Raw genomic sequence first — 18499 nt, forward strand, 5'->3', positions numbered from 1 at the left:
CTACTCCTAGAGGTCGAGGACGAGGCGGTCGGTGCGAGATCGGGAGACGCAGACGAACATGCAGGTGCCGGCGGCGCGTTCGGCGTCGTCGAGGACGCTGTCGCGGTGGTCCGGCTCGCCCGCGAGAACGATCGCCTCGCAGGTGCCGCACACCCCTTGGCGGCAGGAGGACAGCACGTCGGCGCCGGCCGCGGTGATCACGTCGAGCACGGAGGACTCCGCGGGCACGGTCAGCACCGTTCCCGTACGGGCCAACTCGACCTCGAACGGCGTGCTGCGCACCGCCGTGCTTCCTTCGGCGGCCACGAACCGTTCAGTGCGCAGGGTGTGCGGCGGCAGATCCGCGCACGCCTGCTCGACCGCGGCCAGCAGCGGAGCCGGCCCGCAACAGTAGACGCGCGTGCCCGGTTGGTGGCCGGCGATGAACGTGGGCAGATCGAGCAGCCCGTACTGGTCCTGCGGCCGGATCTGGACGCGGTCGCCGTACCGGATGAGGTCGTCGCGGAACGCGATGCTGGCGGCGCTGCGCCCGCCGTAGAGAAGACTCCAGTCGGCGCCGAGCAGATCGGCCTGATGGATCATCGGCAGCAGCGGTGTGATCCCGATGCCGCCGGCGACGAACAGATAGTGCTGCGCGGGAACGAGCGGGAAGTTGTTGCGTGGGCCGCCGAGGCCTACGGCCTCACCCACATCCAGAACATCATGGACGTACGCGGATCCGCCGCGCCCGTCCGCCTCCCGCAGCACTGCGATCCGGTAGGTGAACGGGTCCCAGCGGTCGCCGCACAGCGAGTACTGGCGCACCATGCCACTGGGAAGAAACAGGTCGATGTGCGCGCCGGGCGTCCAATCGGGGAGACGTGCGCCGGCCGGGTCGGCCAGGGTCAGCGCCACCACACCGTCGGCAATCGGCTCTTTGCCGACGATGCGCAGAGTTCGTGTTTCCGCCACGTGAACCTCCTGTGACATGAGGCCGCCAGAATGCGACCCCGGTCACAGCGGACACAGCGGGCTTCTCACTCAACGAGAGACGAATTCACCGAAGATGACGGGCGATGCCACGGGCGGCGGCCAGCAACGCGGGCAGCAGCTGCGGCGCCCGACCGTCGTTGGGCACGATCGCCGACAGGCCGGCCACCACCGAGCTCGCCGGGTCGGGGCTCGCGCGCACCGGGACGGCGACCCCGGAGGCGTCGGCGTGGATGTGCCCGCTGGAGACGACGTGCCCCTGCCGCCGGATGCCGTCGAGCACGCGGCGCAGCCGTCCCGGCGCCGTGATCGTCTCGGGCGTGAACGCGGGCAGCGGTCCAGCGATTACCTGCTCCTGCAGTTCATGGGGCGCGTATGCGAGAAGCACCAGGCCCGCCGACGAGGCGTGCAACGGCAGCCGCCCGGCGATCCGGGTCACGTTGATCACCGCATCACGGGCGGAGAGCCGCTCGACGAACAAAACCTCGCCACCGTCGAGCACGCCGAGCTGCACATGGTGCCCGATGACCGCGTGCAGGTCCTCGAGGAACGGCATGGCCGCCTCCCGCAGCCCCAGGGTCGGCGAGGCGCGCTGGGCCAGTTCCCACAGCCTTACGCCGATGCGCACCTTGCCGTTCGCGGCGCGGGCCAGCAGTCCTTGCTCGACGAGGGCGGCGATCAGACGGGATGCGGTGGCGACGTGCAGCCGGGCCCGGCGGCCGATCTCCGAAACCGACAGCTCCGGCTCCTCCGGGGTGAAGGCCTGCAAGATACGCGCGGCGCGGGCGAGCACCGGCTCGCCCCGGGGCCGGTTGCCGCTGTCCACAACGCCCATGCTGACACGCTGTGGCCCGTCAATGAGCCCGAGAACGGTCGGCGCTGGAACCAGAGTTGGCCCGGGCGACGTTTCCCAGGAGAAGCAGAAGCCGACCGGCCGAGGCCGCCCGGTGTGTGGCGGGCACTTCGCGCCGCAGGTCGGCGACGCCGTCGAGATGGGTCACGCATTCCTGAAGCGCGGGGCCGCCAAGGCGTGCGGACACGAAGTCGCGTTGCCGCATCGAGGCCGGCGCTGTCCAGAGAAGGCCACCCAGCAGGGCGTCATGGCGCACCCAGAACAACTCGCGGTTGAGCAGATCCACGGGGAAGTAGCCGTGGTAGATCTCGAGGTCCTCGCACTGCTGGTATTCCTGTCGCACGCCGGGCCACGCCAGAGTCACATCTCCGGCTGACACCTGCCGCAGGCCGGCCAGCGATCGGTGCATTCCTTCGCCACCGATCGCGACGGCGATCTCGACGAGGCGGTGAGCATGTGCGGACTGATCACCGTTGTACCGGCGGCGTTCCGCGTACGCGAGCCCCCCGCCGGACGCCTGCGGTGAGGAGAACACCAGCTCACGCTACCCGCAGAAGTTGCCGGTCAACCGGCGTGCCCATTATGAGGCGCGCCACGGGACGCTGCGGTCAGCCCGTGGTGGACTGCCGGACGATCAGCTCAGGGTCGAAGACGATCTGCTGGTGGCTATGGTCGGCGCCCCGGTCGATCTCGTCGAAGAGCAGGTCGGCGGCGACCTGACCCAGGCGCTGCCGGGGCTGGCGGATGGAGGTGAGCGGCACGGCCGCGGCGGCCGCGTACGCGATGTCGTCATAGCCCACTACGGCCAGATCGTCGGGAAGGCGCAGCCCGTCACGGGTCACTGCCTGAAGAACGCCGAGCGCGACCAGATCATTGCCACAGAACACTGCGGTGGGCCGCTTGGCGGATGACCGCGCAGCCAGCGCGGCGCCGACGGTCCGGCCGGCCGCGACGTCGAGCCGCGACGTCTCCAGCACTTCGAGAGTCGCACCGGCGGCGTCGGCTTCACGGCGTGCGCCGGCCAGGCGGTCGGCCACCTGTCCGAGGGCCAGCGGCCCGCCGGCGAAGGCGAGCCGGCGATGGCCCAGCGCCAGCAGATGCGCGGCGGCGAGCCGCCCGCCGGCTTGATTGTCGACCGCGACTGAGCACACGGCCGCCTGTTTCGAGCCCCGGTCGATCAGAACGACCGGGGTGCCTCGGCGGCGGACGGCCTCGAGCATCTTGACGGCTCCGCCGACCGGCGTGACCAGCACACCTTGAGCGCGCTGCTCTTCCAGGCGGCCGAAGTGGCGCAGTTCCCGGTCGGCGGATTCGGCGCTGTTGTACAGGGTCACGATCACGTCGTGGCGATCGGCCACCCGCTCAGCGCCGCGGGCGACATCGGCGAAGAACGGGTTCGCGATGTCCGGGACGATCAACCCGACCGTACGGCTGCGGCCGGCTTTGAGCGCCCGCGCGGGTTCGTGGAGAACGTAACCGAGGCTGGCGATGGCCGCGGTGACCCGCTCGCGCGTGGCCGGCGCCACCACGTCGGGGCGGTTGAGCACGTTGCTGACCGTGCCGACCGACACGCCCGCCTGACGGGCGACGTCCTCGATCCTCGCCACGGCGCCGAGCGTACGTCATGGTCCGGCCAGTGGATCTTCTCCACCCCGCCGCGCCGGGTTATTGAACCGTTACAATGACAGTTTCCGCAGGTCAGGATCTTGTTTCCGAGAGATCAAATACCGGTTATCAGCGTGATCTTCTTGACGGAGGTTGTAGCCGGGCTCACTCTTTAGACGCTTCAACGCCTCTTAGACGTTTCAATCGGCGGTCACCAAGGAGACTCCCCGTGGCGCACACCTTCCGACGGCTTGCACGACCCACGTACGCGGTGACGGCCGGCGCCGTCGCCCTCGTCCTATCCCTGTCCGCCTGCGGTGGCGGCGACAGCGACAGCGGCGGCGGTTCCTCAGCCAAGAGCTTCTCGTTCCTGTCGATCAACGAGAACACCACGATCCCGACCACGCTCACGACCTTGAGCACGTCGACGTGCGCCACCGAGAACAAGGCCCAGCCGCTGGAGATCAAGAAGCAGGCCCAGGGCAGCCTCGACCAGCAACTGCAGTTGCTCGCCGGGCAGGGCGCCCTGCCGCAAAGCTTCATCGCGGCCAACGCGCCCGCGCTGACCAAGCAGCTGTACGACAACGGCTCGGTCCTCGACGCCGGCGCGGCCGCGCAGTCGGCCGGCGTCTCCGGCGACATCCTGCCTGCCGCAACGTCGACCATCGAGAAGCTCTACGACGGCAAGCAGCTCGTGCTGCCGACCGAGCTCAACATCGAGGGCATCTGGTACAACAAGAAAATCCTGCAGGACAACGGGATCGCCGTCCCGAAGACCTGGGAAGAACTGGTCGCGGCCTTCGCCAAGCTCAAGGCGGCCAACATTCAGCCCGTCTCGAACGCCGGCAAGGGCGGCGACGGCTGGGGCATCACCCGCTGGGTCGGCAACTACATCCTGCGCCAGCAGGGCCCCGACGCGCTGCAGAAGGTCAAGGACGGCCAGGCCAAGCTGACCGACCCGCAGTACGTCGCGGCCGCGCAGGCGATCGCCGACCTCGGTAAGGCCGGCTACTTCGGCAAGTCGCCGACCTCCATCGACTACGCCACGGCGCTGAACACCTTCGCCACCGGCAAGGCCGCGTTCATCTACATGGGCTCGTGGGCGCTGTCGGTCTTCAACGACCCGAAGCAGGCCACGATCGGCGCCGACAACATCGGCTTCATGAACTTCCCGACCGTCGCCGGCGGCGCCGGCGCCGCCGACCAGGTCCCGGCCAACGTCGGCACGGCGGTCGCGGTCTCCAAGAAGGCGTACGACAACGACAAGAACACCCAGGCCTGGGTCAAGTGCATCATCGCCAACTACGGCACCGTGGCGCTGCGCGACTCCAGCCAGATCACCGGCTTCAAGACCGACGCGAGCGTCAAGGTCCCGGCGCTGACCCAGCAGATCCAGACCGAGATCGGCAACATCAAGACGAGCGTCCTGTGGTTCGAGGGCTATTTCTCGGCCAAGGCCACCACGGTGAGCCAGAACAACGGCGGACTGCTCGGCGGCGGCCAGCTGTCCGGCGAGAAGTTCATGCAGACCGTCAGCACCAACCTCGGCTGAGTGGGCTCGGCGGTGGCCGCCCCTCCGGGCGGCCACCGCGCGCCATCGAAAGAAGGACATTCATGCACAGCGTTCTGGGTGACCGGAAGTCGGTCGCCATCCTGCTCGGACCGGCCCTGCTGGTCTACTCCCTGGTGATGCTGGTCCCGATGCTGTGGTCGCTCGGGTACACCTTCTTCACCGGCAGCGTCATCTCCGGATTCACCTTCACCGGGCTGGACAACTTCAGCAAGCTCTTCAACGACCCGGCCCTACCCGGCGCGCTGTGGTTCACCATCAAGTACGCCTTGGTCATCACCGTCGGCCAGGTGCTGGTCGGCTACCTGCTCTCGCTGCTGTACGTGTTCTTCCTGCGCCGCGCCGGCGGGCTGATCCGCACCCTCGTGTTCTTCCCGGTCGTTCTGCCGACCGTCGCCGTGGCGCTGCTGTTCCAGAAGTTCTTCGAGGTGGCACCGCAGACCGGCCCGGTCAACGCGCTCCTGCAAGCCCTCGGCTTCTCCGCCGTCGACTTCTTCAGCACCCCCGGCAAGGCGTTCCTGGTCATCGCGCTCATGGACATCTGGCGCTCGATGGGCTTCTACGCGATCCTGCTCTACGCCGGCCTGCTCGACATCCCCGACGAGCTGATGGAAGCCGCCGCCATCGACGGCGCGACCACGTGGCGGCTGATCCGCAGCATCATCATCCCGCTGTCGATGCCCGTGCTGGTCTCGTCGCTGGTCTTCAGCATCAACGGCACGCTCAAGGCGTTCGACTCGATCTACGCCTTGACCGGCGGCGGGCCCGGCAGCTCGACCTCGCCGCTGACGCTGTACATGTTCCAGACCTCATTCGCCTTCGGCGATTACGGGTACGGGTCCACGATCGCGCTCACGCTGACCGTGCTGTGCCTGCTGGTCACCGTCTTCATCTTCCGCGCGACCCGCCGCGACCTGGCGCAGGGGTAGACATGGCACTCATCACCGAACAACGCGCCAACCGCATCGGCGCGCCCCGCACCTCCCGCAGTCGTGGTGCGCGCAAGGCCTCCCGCTTCCTGCGCCGCCTGCCCGGCTACGCCGCCGTCGCGGTCCTGCTGATCCTGGTCGTCTACCCGCTCATCTGGCTGCTGCTGGGTTCCTTCAAGACCCAGAGCGAATTCCTGAACTCCTCGACCACGGCCCTGCCGGACAGCTTCACCAACTTCGACAACTACTCGCAGGCGTGGTCCTCGGTCGCGCTTTACCTGCGCAACTCCCTGCTCACCGTGCTGCCGGCGCTCGCACTGATCGTCGCGTTCGGCACCGCGGCCGGGTTCGCCCTGGAAATCCTGGTCTGGCGCGGCCGCCGCACCACGCTGCTGCTGTTCCTGGCCGGCATCATGATCCCGGGCCAGATGATCCTGCTGCCGCTGTTCACGGTCTACTTCAAGCTGCATCTGACCGGCACCCTGTGGCCCCTGATCATCACGTACACGGCGACCGGTCTGCCGTTGACCGTCTTCATGATGGCCACCTACTTCCGAGCCGTCCCGCGCGAGGTCTTCGAGGCCGCGACGATCGACGGCGCGAGCGTGATCCGGTCGTTCGTATCGGTCGCGTTCCCGATGATGCGCAACTCGGTGCTGACCATCGCGCTGGTGCAGTTCTTCTTCCTCTGGAACGACCTGCTCATCGCACTGACCTTCACCACCGACGATGCCCAGCGCACCGTGCAGGTCGGCTTGCTCAACTTCACCGGGCAGTTCGGCACGGTCGAGTACGGGCCGACGTTCGCCGCCATCTGTATCAACGTGCTGCTGATCCTGGCGATCTACCTGTTCCTCAACCAGCGGGTCATGCGCGGTCTGTCGGCCGGCGCGGTGAAAGGCTAGACGTGACAGAGCAACACCAGTCCGGCGTACGGGTCCTCGCGCCCCGCATCGAGCACCACACCGAGCTGCTGGGCATCGGCGAGTCCGCACCGCGGCTGTCCTGGCGGGTCGAGACCGAGGCGACCGGATGGCGCCAACAGGCGTACGAAATCGAAGCCGTCACCACCGACGGCGCGCACCTGTGGACCAGCGGCCGGATCGCCTCGCCCGACAGCGTTCTCATGCCGTGGCCCGGCCCGGTCCTGCGATCCCGCGATCGGGTCGGCGTCCGGGTCCGGGTCTGGCCGGCCGGCGACGAGACGCCCTCGCCGTGGAGTGAAGTCACCACGGCCGAGGCGGGCCTGCTCGAGCACCAGGATTGGAAGGCGTCCTTCATCAGCGCGCGCGAGCAGACGGCCGCGGTCCTGCTGCGCCGCGACTTCGCCGTCCGCGATGGCCTGGTCCGGGCCCGGATCTACGCCACCGCCTGCGGCGTTTACGAGCTCGAGCTCAACGGCGAACGCGTCGGCAGCGACGTTCTGGCGCCGGGCTGGACCAGCTATCACCATCGGTTGCGCTATCAGACGTACGACGTGACCGGTTTGCTCTCCTCCGGCCTCAACGCCCTCGGCGGCTGGCTCGCCGACGGCTGGTGGCGCGGCAGCCTCGGCTGGAACCGCGTCGCCGGCCGCTACGGCAACCGCACGGCCCTGCTGGCCCAACTGGAGCTCACGTACGCCGACGGCACCACTGAACTGGTGGTGACCGACGAGTCGTGGAGCGCCGCGACCGGCCCGATCACCCGGGCGAGCATCTACGACGGCGAGCACCACGACGCCCGGCTCCAGCCGACGGACTGGACTCCGGTGGAGCAGGTGGATCCCGAAGTCGGCGCCCTGGTCGCGCCGATCGGGCCGCCGGTTCGCCGCATCCAGGACGTCGCGCCGGTCTCCGTCACCCGCGTCGACGCCGAGACTCACCTGCTCGACTTCGGGCAGAACCTTCCCGGCCGCCTGCGGATCCGCGTGTCCGGGCCGGCCGGCACGACCATCGGGATGCGGCACGCCGAGGTCCTCGAGAACGGGCGTCTGAGCCTGCGCCCGCTGCGCACCGCCGACGCCCACGACGTTTACGTCCTCAACGGCAGCGGCATTGAGGTCTGGGAACCTCGCTTCACCTACCACGGCTTCCGGTACGCCGAGATCACCGGCTGGCCGGGCGAGATCAACCCCGGCGACGTCGTGGCCGTGGTCTGCCACGACGACATGACCCCGGCCGGCGAGTTCGACTGCTCCGACCCACTGGTCAACCGCCTGCACGAGAATGTCCGCTGGAGCATGCGCGGCAACTTCGTCTCCGTGCCCACCGACTGCCCGCAACGCGACGAACGCCTCGGCTGGACCGGCGACCTGCAAGTATTCGCCCCCACCGCGGCGTTCCTGTACGACTCCGCGGGCAGCATCGCCGACTGGCTGGCCGACGTCGACGCCGAGACCGGGCCGGACGGGCTCGTCCCGCTCTATGTCCCGCACATCGAGACTTCGTTTCCCCAGTTCCACTGCGCGGTCTGGGGCGACGTCACCACGGTGGCGCCCGCCGTGCTGCTGGATCGGGCCGGCGACGCGGGCCCGTCGGTAACCGGATACGAGACCGCCCGAGCGTGGGTGGAGGGCTGCCGGCGGCTGCTCGACGAGCACGACGTCATCTCCGACGGTCCGCAACTGGGCGACTGGCTCGACCCGGCCGCGCCACCGGACCGCCCGGGGCAGGCTCGCACCGACGCCTACCTGGTGGCCACCGCATATCTGGCGCACTCGGCCCGGCTGCTGTCCCGGCAGGCCCGGCTGATCGGCAAGCCGGACGACGCCAGCGCCTACGAGCACCTGGCCGACCAGGTCACCGCGGGCTTCCGCCGCGAGTTCCTCACCTCGGCCGGGCGATGCGTCTCCGACACCCAGACCGCGTACGCGCTCGCGATCTGCTTCGAACTTGTCGACGGTGACGAGCAGCGCCGGCACGCCGGGAACCGGCTCGCGCAACTCGCGCGGGACAACGCCTATCGCATCGGTACGGGCTTCGCGGGCACCCCGCTGATCCTCGACGCGCTCAGCTCGTCCGGCCACCTCGACGAGGCGTACCGGATCCTGCTGGAGAAAGGCTGCCCGTCCTGGCTGTACCCGGTGACGATGGGAGCGACGACCATCTGGGAACGCTGGGACAGCATGCTGCCCGACGGCAGTATCAACCCGGGCGACATGACCTCGTTCAACCACTACGCGCTGGGCGCGGTCGCCGACTGGCTGCACCGCGTCGTCGCCGGCCTCGCACCGGCGGCGCCCGGCTACCGCACGATGTCGGTCCGGCCGCAACCCGGCGGCGGGCTCACACACGCGTCCGCTCGGCATCTCACGCCGTACGGGCCGGCCTCGGTTGCCTGGCGCCGGGACGGCGCCGTCCTGCACGTCGACGTGACGGTCCCGCCCGGGTGCGAGGCGCGGGTGGACCTGCCCGGCGCCGACCTCGTCACCGTCGGCTCCGGGCGACACCGCTTCTCGCGGCCCTTCCGGGCGGCCGAGGACGACCCGGTCGCACCCGAGCCGCTTCCCTACAGGTTCTGATCGATGGCCTGCTCCCGTACGATCGGCGCACGGGAGCAGGCCGGTGGCGACAGGTGGACGACATGCGCGCGACGATCCGGGACGTGGCCCGGGTGGCCGGTGTCTCGGACGGCACGGTCAGCAACACCCTCAACCGCCCGCACCTGGTCACCGACGAGACCCGCGAGCGGGTACACCAGGCGATGGAGGCCGTCGGCTACATCCCCAACGCCTCCGCGCGGGCGCTGCGGGTGGGGCGCAGCCGCTCGATCGGACTGGTGGTGCTCGACGTCGGCAACCCGTTCTTCACCGACGTGGCCACCGGCGCGGAGGAAGCCGCCGCGGACGTGGGTGCGGACGTCGCCCTGTTCGACACGGGCCTGGGCGAGTACGACCGCGAACAGAGGCTGTTACGCCGGCTCACCGAGCGACGCCTCGACGGCCTGATCATCACCCCGCACGACGTCGAGGACCCCTTGCTGGCCGAGCTCGAGCAGCGCGGCACGCCGGTGGTCATCCTGGCCCGCGAGGTCTCCAGCCGCCGCCGTAGCGCGGTCCGCAGCGACGACGACTACGGGGGCGTCCTGGCCGCGGAGCACCTCATCGGGCTCGGACACCGCCGATTGGCGTACGCCGGCTGGCGTCACGACGAGCGCTATCAGGGCGCTGCACGTACGGCCGCCGCCGCTCAGGCCCAGCTCACCTGGCTGGAAACCGCCAACGCCGAGTTCGCCGACGGCCTCGCCGCTGGCGCACGCCTGGTCGCCATCCCGGCCGCCGAGCGCCCCACCGCCATCTTCTGCGCCAATGACCTCATCGCCGTCGGCCTCGTTCAAGAGGTGACCCGCAACGGCCTGCGTATCCCCGAAGACCTGGCCGTCGTCGGCTTCGACGACACCGACCTGGCCAGCGCCGCCTGCGCGGTCGAGCTCACCAGCGTTCACCAAGCCGCCGTTGACATCGGCCGGACCGCGGTCAAACAACTGATCCAGGAAATGAGCGACCCGGCGGTCGAGCACAAGGACATCGTTTTCACGCCCGAACTCGTCGTCCGCGAGTCGAGCACCGCCCGAATACTCGGTCGTTCCCGCGCCTGAAACAGGCCGGCACACAACGGTTGAACCGCCCGCCCCCGGTCCTGTCGTGGGTCCCAGAGGCGGGCGTGTCCGTTGGATCGGCGCCATTTCAATCGACTCCGATAATTCCCTAAAGCCGTTTTAACCTTCTGCCCAAGCAACGCCGGAATGGCGTTATCGCGGCAACGCAAAGAGTGCTCATGGCGTTGCTGAGCATTCCGTCGAAGAAAGAGGGGTGGTGGATTGACCCAGCTTTGATGACGGCGCAGAATCCGGCAAGCCGAACGTGCTGATAACCGGTATCCGTTGCATGGATGGAGCTCACCGAGCGATGACCCGCCACGTCGACCTGAACCTGCTGATCGCCCTCGACGCGCTGCTCAACGAGTGCAGCGTCACCCGCGCCGCCGAGCGCCTGGGCCTCAGCCAGCCGGCCACCAGCGCCGCGCTGGCCAAGCTGCGCCGGCACTTCGGCGACGAGCTGCTTATCCGGGCTGGCCATGGTTATCAGCTCACTCCGCTGGCCGCCCGGCTGATCGAGCGCACCGGCGCCGCCATCGCCGCGACCGACAGGGTCTTCGCCGACCAACCCGCCTTTGATCCGGCTCTCTCGGAGCGCACGTTCAGCGTGATCATGAGCGACTACGCGCTGACGGTGCTCGGTCCCGTGGTCGCCGCGATCGTCGACCGCCAGGCCCCGCGGGTACGGCTGCAGGTGCGTCCCACCAGCCGCGACAACGTCGACCAGGCGGCTGACGTCCTGCGCACCACCGACCTGCTCGTTCTGCCCCACGGCGTCGTCACCGATTTGCCGTACCACGACCTGTACGAGGACGAATGGGTCCTGCTGGTCGCCGAGGAGTCCCCGGCGCGTTCGCTGACCATGGAGCACCTGAGCCGGATGCCATGGATCATGACGTACCACAACGGCACCGCGGTCAGCATCGCCGCGCGTGAATTGCGCACGCACGGTGTCGAACTGAACATTCGCATGGTGGTGGAGAGCTATGCCGCCCTGCCGGCGCTGATCGCCGGCACCGACCGGGTTGCGCTCGTCCAGCGCCAGCTCGGCCGCGCGATGGCCGCCGGCCACCCGGTCCGCATGGTGGCCTGCCCGTTCGACGCCACGCCCTTGATCGAGGCCATCTGGTGGCACCCGATGAACGAATCCGACCCGGGGCACCGCTGGTTGCGCCGGTGCTTCGCCGAGGCGGCCGTGCAGGTTCAAGGCTGAGGCCAACGGCCGACGGCCTCGGGGGATCCGCCGCGCCTATACCGGCTATCACCGGATCGGGCTTCCGGACCTGGCGCGGCCGCGGCGAGAGTGGTGGCACTCACACCTCAAGCAACAGAGGAGTAACCCGAGTGCCCGCAGTTCGTAACGTCCTCGTGGTCGGGGCAGGCGCGGCCGGCGCCGCGACAGCCATTCTCCTCGCTTCCGGTGGCGTCTCGGTCGATCTCATCGACGCCAAACCCGACGCGGGCGCGTTCGGTTCCGGGATCACCCTGCAGGGCAACGCCCTGCGGATCCTGCGCCGGCTCGGCGTCTGGGAACAGATCTCCGAGCAGGGGTACGCCTTCAGCACGCTGGGCCTGCGCGCGCCGGACCCGCACGGGACGCTGATCGCCGAACTGGACGATCTGCGCACCGGCGGCCCCGAGCTGCCCGCCACCCTCGGCATGTACCGGCCGGATCTGGCCCGGACCTTGCTCACCCGCGCGGCCGAGGCCGGCGCCAAGGTCCGCTTCGACACCGGCTTCCGGTCGTTGGAGCAGGACGACGCCGGCGTGGACGTCACCTTCGCCGACGGCTCGACCGGCCGCTACGACCTGGTCGTGGGCGCCGACGGCATCCGTTCGGCGACCCGCCGCGGCCTCGGCATCGAGCTGGCGACCCGGAGCGTCGGGATGGGCATCTGGCGGGTCTTCACCACCCGGCCGGAGTCGGTCGTACGTACCGATCTGTACTACGGCGGACCGAGCTACATCGCCGGCTACTGCCCGACCGGCGACGACTCCCTCTACGCCTACATCGTCGAGGACGCGCAGGACCGCGGCGCGCTGACCCCTGAGCAGTCACTGGACGTGATGCGTGAGCTCGCCGGCGCCTACCACGGGCCGTGGGACGACATCCGCGCCACGCTGACCGACCCCACCCGGATCAACTACACCCACTTCGAGAGCCACCTGCTGGACGCGCCCTGGCACCGGGGCCGGGTCGTGCTGATCGGCGACGCCGCCCACGCCTGCCCGCCCACCCTCGCGCAGGGCGCCGCGCAGGCGCTCGAGGACGCCGACGTCCTCGCCGAGCTGCTGCTGGCCGCCGGCACCCTCGACGAGGCGCTGTGGCGCTCCTTCACGGACCGCCGTCATCACCGGGCCCGCACGGTGGTCGAAGGCTCGCTGCAACTGTGCGACTGGCTGCTGGCCGGCGAACGCGGCGACGTCCCCGGCCTGATGGGCCGCATCTCCCACCTGCTGGCCGACCCCGCCTGAGGAGCGTCATGGACGAACGACTGATCACCCACCTGCGGCACGTCGACCTGGCCGTGCCCGACTACGACAAACAGCTGGACTTCTACACCACCCTGTGGGGTCTCACGCCCGAGACCACCGACGACGGCCTGGCCTTCCTGGCCGCGGCCGGCTCACCCGAGCAGTACTCGGTCCGCCTGCGCCAAGCTGACGAGAAGCGCCTTGACCTGATCGCCTTCGGCGCGGCCGGCCCGGGGGACGTGGACACGCTCGCCGAGCGTCTCGGCCGCGACGGTGTGCGACTGGTCAGCGAACCCGGCACGCTGCACACCCCGGGCGGCGGCTACGGTTTCCGGTTCTTCGACAACGACGGCCGTACGGTCGAAGTGTCCTGTGACGTCGCCGTGCGCGCCCACCGCAAGGTGGAGGCCGGCGAGTCAGTCCCGGTCAAGCTGTCGCACGTGGTCATCAACTCGCCGAACCCCGAGGCGACCGTGGCGTTCTACCAGCGGCATCTGGGCTTCGCGCTGTCCGACACCCTCATGCACCCGCACATGGGCCAGATGATGTGGTTCCTGCGCACCAACACCTACCACCACAGCCTCGCGATCGCCCGCGGCCCGCACGTCGCGCTGCACCACGCCTCGTTCGAGATGCGCGGTATCGACGAGTACATGCGCGGCACCGGCCGGCTGCTGCGCGCCGGCGTGGAGAAGGTGTGGGGCCCCGGCCGGCACATGGCCGGCAACAACACCTTCAGCTACTTCCTCGACCCGCACGGCAACACCGTCGAGTACACCACCGAGCTGGAGCAGCTGGACGAGGACACCTGGCATCCACACCTCTACGACTTCACCGACCCGATGGTCAGCGACCAGTGGGGCACGGCGAACCCGATGACCGAGTTCGTGGCCAAGCAATCGTTCAACGATCCCGACCGCGGCATCTTCGTCGCCCCGCCGCTCTGATGCGCCTGGCCACCTTCACGTACGCCGGTGAACAGCACTGCGGGGTTGTCGACGGCGACGTCGTCCGCCCCTATGCCGCCAACCTCGACGCCCGTACGATCATCGCCGCTTGGCCCGACGCTCCCCCGCTCGGCGACGCTGTCCCGCTGACACAGGTGCGTCTGCGGGCACCGCTGAGCCCAGCCTCACTGCGCGACTTCGTGGCCTTCGAGGAGCACGTGAGCGGGGTGCGGCGCAGCGTCGACGGCGTGGCCGGGGTTCCGGACGCCTGGTACGACGCGCCCACCTTCTACTTCAGCAATCCGCACACGATCTACGGACCGGACGACGACGTGCCGTTCCCCGCCGCGTCCACGGCCCGTGACTTCGAACTCGAGGTCGCTGCCGTCGTCGGGCCGGCTGGCTCGATCTTCGGCTACACGATCTTCAACGACTGGTCCGCCCGCGACCTGCAGAGCCGCGAAATGCAGGTGCACCTAGGACCGGCCAAGGGCAAGGACTTCGCCGGCAGCCTCGGCCCGTGGATCGTGACCGCCGACGAACTGGAGCCCTACGCCGACCGCGACGGCTTCCTGGACCTGTGGTGCAGCGCCGCCGTCAACGGCGCCGAGGTCGGCCGGGATCTGCTGTCCAACATGGGCTGGAGCTTCCCGGCCCTGCTCGCCTACGCCGGCCGCGACAGCCGACTGGTCGCAGGCGACGTCCTCGGCTCCGGCACGGTGGGAAACGGCGGCTGCCTCGCGGAGCTGTGGGGCCGCACCGGCCGCCAGGAACCGCCACCGCTGCGTGACGGCGACGTGGTCACCTTGACGGTGCAGGGCATCGGCAGCCTCACCAACCGGGTCGTCTCCGGCCCGTCACAGCCTTCACTCACAGCGGTCCGGCGGCGGGACCCGGCCGCGGCCCGCAGTGCGGCGGCGACGCCACATCCCTCCGATCCTCTGTGAAACATCGGAAAGGCAGTAACGAATGTTCGAGTACTTCCCGGGCAACTACGTGTGGAACCTCAGCGTGGTCGCCACCCTCAACAGCGGCGGGCTCATCGATGAGGTGGATCGGGCCTGCCGCCCGATCCGGGAACTGGCCGCCCAAGGCTCCGACGTCGGCACCCGCGAGCTCATGGCCTCCTGGGCCGCGGTCGCCGAGCAACTCGCCGGGCAGGCCGCGGCCGACGAGACGGCCGGGCACACGCGTACGGCCGGGCAAAAGTATTTGCGGGCGGCGAACTACCTGAGCCAGGCCGAACGGATGCAGAGCGCCCACTCCCCCGACCGCGCCGCCGTCTATCAGCGCTGCCTGGACCTCATGCAGAAGGCCTTCGACCTGATCGACCCGGCGACCAGCCGGGTGCGGGTGCCCTTCGAGACGACGACGCTGCCGGCCTACTTCACCGACGCAGGCCCCGGCGCCCCCTGCATGATCATGTGGAACGGCCTGGACTCCACCAAGGAACACATGTACGCCGCCGGCTTCAGCCAGGAACTGGCCGCCCGGGGCATCTCCACACTCATGGTGGACTGCCCGGGCAGTGGCGAAGCGTTGCGCTTCGGCGGGCTGACCGCTCGGGTCGAGACCGAGGACTGGGCCGCGGCCTGCGTCGACTACCTGCTGGAACGCGGTGACGTGAACCCGGCCCGGATCGGCCTGGTCGGCTGGTCGCTGGGTGGCTACTACGCGCCGCGGGCCGCCGCGTTCGAGAAGCGGCTCGCCCTGTGCGTCGCGTGGGGCGCCAACCACGACTGGGGTGCCGTACAGAAACGCCGCCTGGACCGCGAGGGCGAGAACCCGGTCCCGCACTACTGGGACCACGTGCTGTGGGTGTGGGGCGAGACCGACCTCGACACCTTCATCAAGAAGGCCGAGGCGGTCAACCTCGACGGCGTCGTAGAGCAGATCACCGTGCCGTTCCTGATCGCTCACGGCGCCAACGACCGGCAGATCCCCGTGACGTACGCGCACCGCTCCTACGAACAGGCGGTCAACAGCCCCAAACGGGAGTTGCGGGTGTTCACCGCCGACGAGGGCGGCGCGGAACACATCGGCCTGGACCACCTGCCTTACGTCAGCGTCTTCATCGCCGACTGGATCGCCGGCACCTTCCGGGAGCTGCCGTGAGCCTCGACCGCACCGACCCGGCCGGCGCCATCGCCGCGGCCGCCAAACGCTGCTCCAACTGGGGACGGTGGGGCGCTGACGACGTACGCGGCACGATGAATTTCCTCACCCCCGCCAAGCGCAAGCAAGGCGCGGCGCTGGTCCGTCGCGGGGTGTCGTTCTCGCTGGCCCAGTCGTTCGACATGGACGGCCCGCAGAAAGGCTGGCGCCGCCGGACCAACCCCGTGCACACCATGCTCGACACCGGCACTGACGCCGCCGCCGGCATCCAAGGCTTCCCGCACGGCCTCGGCGGCGCCGACGACATCATCGCCATGCCCCTGCAGTGCTCGACGCAATGGGACGGGCTCGGTCACATCTTCGACCACGGGATCGCCTGGAACGGCCGGCCGGCCGGCGAGGTCGTCACCAGCCTGGGCGACGCGGTCACCGGCATCGAAACGGTGGCGGACGTCATCGCCGGGCGCGGTGTCCTTCTCGACGTGGGGCGCACGATCGGCACCGACGGAGAACTACCCGACGGGTTCCCCATCACCGCCGAACATTTACGCGCCACCATCGACGAGCAAGGGCCGACCTCGAAAGTCGCAACCGGCGACATCGTGCTGGTCCGCACCGGCCAGCTCGCCCGCGCCCGCCGCGACGGCTGGGGTGACTACGCCGGCGGACCGGCACCGGGCCTGTCGTTCACCACAGCGGAGTGGCTGCACGACACCGAGATAGCCGCGATCGCCACCGACACCTGGGGATTCGAAGTTCGCCCTAACGAGTTCGACGACGCGTTCCAGCCGCTGCACCAGGTCGCCATCCCACACATCGGCCTGTTCCTCGGCGAGATGTGGGACCTCGACGCTCTCGCCGAGGACTGCCGCGCCGACGGCGTGTACGAGTTCTGGCTGAACGCCGCTCCCCTGCCGATCACCGGCGCCGTCGGCTCTCCAGTCAACCCGATAGCCGTCAAGTGATCGCATCACGGCTGATTTGTTCTCAGGTCAGCTCGAGGAGGGCCGGTCAAGCCGTTGCGCGGTCATAATGCCGACGACGACCGCGCCCATGCATGTCGGGCCAGCGAATCGTCGTGGTGGTCGACCCGCCGCCGTAGCCAATCTGTAGGTGATCGGTCGTTCATTGGCAAATGAGCTACGCAGGTTCGGCCCCTCAAAGCTTGCTCGTACCAGGCTGGGCCGCATCGCCAAAGGCATCCTAGGAACCTAACCTGAACCTATTCTGTCAAGTGTTTGGAATGCGACGGCGCGTCCGACACAATGAGTAAGCAATAACTGCGCACAAACTCCGCTTCGCCGCTTACTATCGTCGAGAGGCGCCCAGCAGAGACCGCTGACCCCCACACTGCCAGTGTGGTGCGCGGAAGGGCCTGAACGCAGAGCGAGACCGGCCGCTGGCTCCACCTTAGTCGATGGAACCCGGCGACCCACGGTCTCGCCATGTCACCGGCCCTAGGCTCTTCCTCCTCCGAGCTTGGGCGCCGGGATGTCGGCCGAGAACGGGTGGACGGACCCAGGCGCGTCCGCGATCTGGTCGAACCAGGAGTCCACCCGCATGTCGGTGGTGCCGAACTTGCCGGCGAACTCCATGTTGTCCTCGAATCCGCCCATGTCGGCCTGGTAGAGCCACTCGTGGTCGACATCCTCGAAGGCGGCGTCGTAGAAGTCGAGGTAGAGCTCGCGTGCCTGCTCCGGCGAGAGGACCCGTGGTCGACGAGCAGGTTCTGCGCGCGGGTGACGACGAGGTGCAGAGCGAGTGCTTCCGCAACGGATGAGGGCGCCATCCACTCGGCGGCCGAGAGCCTGCCGGTGATCATTACGGTGGCCACCTGGAATCTCCGTGCGAACCGGCCGTTGTAGTGGGGTGCGAACCTGCGCGGCAGTTCGTCCAACACAAAGAATGTCGTGGAGCTGTCGAAAACGGTGCCGGCGCTGTCACCGGCGAGCGTCTCGATGTCTTGGAAGAGCTCATCGATGATCTGCGTGGCAGCCATGATCAGGGCACCGGCGGCGAGGCGTGAATCGGCCTCGCTGTTGCCTGTCGCGAATGTCTCGGATTCGAAGGCTCTGAGCAAGCCACCGTGATCCTCAATCCATGTTCGCCAGTCGACTTCGGGTTCGAGATCCTGCGAGCTAGGCATGTCATGTCCCTTCCTGCGATCGGGACGCCACGTCCACCGTGTCGACCGCCCCGAGCACTTGGAGCAATCCCTCGACGGAGACGACGTACCGGTGACCAACTCGGATGAGAGGAACCGGGAAGGCGCCGGCCCGCGCCAAGGCGTACGCGGTGGTGCGTCCGATGCCAAGCACGGAACCTGCGGTCTCGACGTCGGTTGCCACGCCGAGCTGACGAACCTCTTCGGCCGTCCATGAGCGCTTGGACACCCGAATTCCCCTTCCATCTATCGCTGCCGTCAGCCCTCGACCCCTCTGGGGTGGGATCGGGGGGC

General features: G+C 68.9%; 16 protein-coding genes. 11 read left to right on the forward strand and 5 right to left on the reverse strand.

The genetic code is table 11. The annotated features are described in order from the left end of the window. Positions 1–6: 6 nt before the first annotated feature. The 4 genes from AB0C26_RS39185 to AB0C26_RS39200 form a co-directional block, all read right to left on the reverse strand. Entirely contained in the window at positions 7–951 is a 945-nt protein-coding gene (locus AB0C26_RS39185; RefSeq protein ID WP_360258305.1) for a PDR/VanB family oxidoreductase, read from the reverse strand. Positions 952–1036: 85 nt separating this feature from the next. After that, a complete protein-coding gene (locus AB0C26_RS39190) occupies positions 1037–1804 on the reverse strand; it encodes an IclR family transcriptional regulator (RefSeq protein ID WP_360258307.1) in 768 nt (255 codons plus the stop codon). A gap of 19 nt (positions 1805–1823) precedes the next feature. Beyond that, entirely contained in the window at positions 1824–2357 is a 534-nt protein-coding gene (locus AB0C26_RS39195) for a hypothetical protein (protein ID WP_360258309.1), read from the reverse strand. Positions 2358–2430: 73 nt separating this feature from the next. Beyond that, positions 2431–3429, reverse strand: coding sequence for a LacI family DNA-binding transcriptional regulator (locus AB0C26_RS39200; RefSeq protein ID WP_360258311.1), 999 nt, complete (start codon positions 3427–3429; stop codon positions 2431–2433). 227 nt (positions 3430–3656) lie between these two features. Between AB0C26_RS39200 and AB0C26_RS39205 the strand changes: the two genes are divergently transcribed. The 11 genes from AB0C26_RS39205 (at position 3657) to AB0C26_RS39255 (ending at position 17006) form a co-directional block, all read left to right on the forward strand. Beyond that, complete coding sequence (locus AB0C26_RS39205) at positions 3657–4979, forward strand: extracellular solute-binding protein (protein WP_360258313.1); 1323 nt, start codon at positions 3657–3659, stop codon at positions 4977–4979. A 62-nt stretch (positions 4980–5041) separates the two neighbouring features. Further along, complete coding sequence (locus AB0C26_RS39210) at positions 5042–5926, forward strand: sugar ABC transporter permease (protein WP_360258315.1); 885 nt, start codon at positions 5042–5044, stop codon at positions 5924–5926. A gap of 2 nt (positions 5927–5928) precedes the next feature. Beyond that, positions 5929–6831, forward strand: coding sequence for a carbohydrate ABC transporter permease (locus AB0C26_RS39215; protein ID WP_360258317.1), 903 nt, complete (start codon positions 5929–5931; stop codon positions 6829–6831). Between the two features lie 2 nt (positions 6832–6833). After that, positions 6834–9428, forward strand: coding sequence for a glycoside hydrolase family 78 protein (locus AB0C26_RS39220; RefSeq protein WP_360258319.1), 2595 nt, complete (start codon positions 6834–6836; stop codon positions 9426–9428). A gap of 62 nt (positions 9429–9490) precedes the next feature. Beyond that, positions 9491–10504: a LacI family DNA-binding transcriptional regulator gene (locus AB0C26_RS39225; RefSeq protein WP_360258321.1), complete on the forward strand. Its 1014-nt coding sequence runs from the start codon at positions 9491–9493 to the stop codon at positions 10502–10504. A gap of 310 nt (positions 10505–10814) precedes the next feature. Next, positions 10815–11717, forward strand: coding sequence for a LysR family transcriptional regulator (locus AB0C26_RS39230; RefSeq protein ID WP_360258323.1), 903 nt, complete (start codon positions 10815–10817; stop codon positions 11715–11717). A 131-nt stretch (positions 11718–11848) separates the two neighbouring features. Next, positions 11849–12979 carry an FAD-dependent monooxygenase gene (locus AB0C26_RS39235; RefSeq protein ID WP_360258325.1) on the forward strand — a complete coding sequence of 377 codons (1131 nt, stop codon included), beginning with the start codon at positions 11849–11851 and terminating at the stop codon, positions 12977–12979. A gap of 8 nt (positions 12980–12987) precedes the next feature. Next, positions 12988–13926 (forward strand): VOC family protein, encoded by a 939-nt coding sequence (locus AB0C26_RS39240; protein ID WP_360258327.1) that lies wholly within the window; start codon positions 12988–12990, stop codon positions 13924–13926. Continuing rightward, positions 13926–14873, forward strand: coding sequence for a fumarylacetoacetate hydrolase family protein (locus AB0C26_RS39245; protein ID WP_360258329.1), 948 nt, complete (start codon positions 13926–13928; stop codon positions 14871–14873). Before AB0C26_RS39240 ends, AB0C26_RS39245 begins: the two co-directional genes overlap by 1 nt. Before the next feature lie 22 nt (positions 14874–14895). Further along, positions 14896–16041 (forward strand): alpha/beta fold hydrolase, encoded by a 1146-nt coding sequence (locus AB0C26_RS39250; RefSeq protein ID WP_360258331.1) that lies wholly within the window; start codon positions 14896–14898, stop codon positions 16039–16041. Further along, positions 16038–17006, forward strand: a complete 969-nt coding sequence (locus AB0C26_RS39255; RefSeq protein ID WP_360258333.1) for a cyclase family protein — start codon at positions 16038–16040, stop codon at positions 17004–17006. The genes AB0C26_RS39250 and AB0C26_RS39255 overlap by 4 nt, the downstream gene beginning before the upstream one ends. A gap of 492 nt (positions 17007–17498) precedes the next feature. Here the strand turns inward: AB0C26_RS39255 and AB0C26_RS39260 are convergent, their stop codons facing one another. Next, positions 17499–17657 carry a hypothetical protein gene (locus AB0C26_RS39260; RefSeq protein WP_360258335.1) on the reverse strand — a complete coding sequence of 53 codons (159 nt, stop codon included), beginning with the start codon at positions 17655–17657 and terminating at the stop codon, positions 17499–17501. Between the last annotated feature and the right edge of the window lie 842 nt (positions 17658–18499).

Source organism: Actinoplanes sp. NPDC048796 (assembly GCF_040650035.1).
Classification (GTDB): domain Bacteria; phylum Actinomycetota; class Actinomycetes; order Mycobacteriales; family Micromonosporaceae; genus Actinoplanes.

Excerpts from the sequence above, each read along its gene's own strand:
- AB0C26_RS39190 (WP_360258307.1), bottom strand. The coding sequence starts at position 1,804 with ATGGGCGTTGTGGACAGCGGCAACCGGCCCCGGGGCGAGCCGGTGCTC.
- AB0C26_RS39260 (WP_360258335.1), bottom strand. The coding sequence starts at position 17,657 with ATGGGCGGATTCGAGGACAACATGGAGTTCGCCGGCAAGTTCGGCACC.
- AB0C26_RS39240 (WP_360258327.1), top strand. The coding sequence starts at position 12,988 with ATGGACGAACGACTGATCACCCACCTGCGGCACGTCGACCTGGCCGTG.
- AB0C26_RS39210 (WP_360258315.1), top strand. The coding sequence starts at position 5,042 with ATGCACAGCGTTCTGGGTGACCGGAAGTCGGTCGCCATCCTGCTCGGA.
- AB0C26_RS39250 (WP_360258331.1), top strand. The coding sequence starts at position 14,896 with ATGTTCGAGTACTTCCCGGGCAACTACGTGTGGAACCTCAGCGTGGTC.
- AB0C26_RS39215 (WP_360258317.1), top strand. The coding sequence starts at position 5,929 with ATGGCACTCATCACCGAACAACGCGCCAACCGCATCGGCGCGCCCCGC.
- AB0C26_RS39225 (WP_360258321.1), top strand. The coding sequence starts at position 9,491 with ATGCGCGCGACGATCCGGGACGTGGCCCGGGTGGCCGGTGTCTCGGAC.
- AB0C26_RS39230 (WP_360258323.1), top strand. The coding sequence starts at position 10,815 with ATGACCCGCCACGTCGACCTGAACCTGCTGATCGCCCTCGACGCGCTG.
- AB0C26_RS39245 (WP_360258329.1), top strand. The coding sequence starts at position 13,926 with ATGCGCCTGGCCACCTTCACGTACGCCGGTGAACAGCACTGCGGGGTT.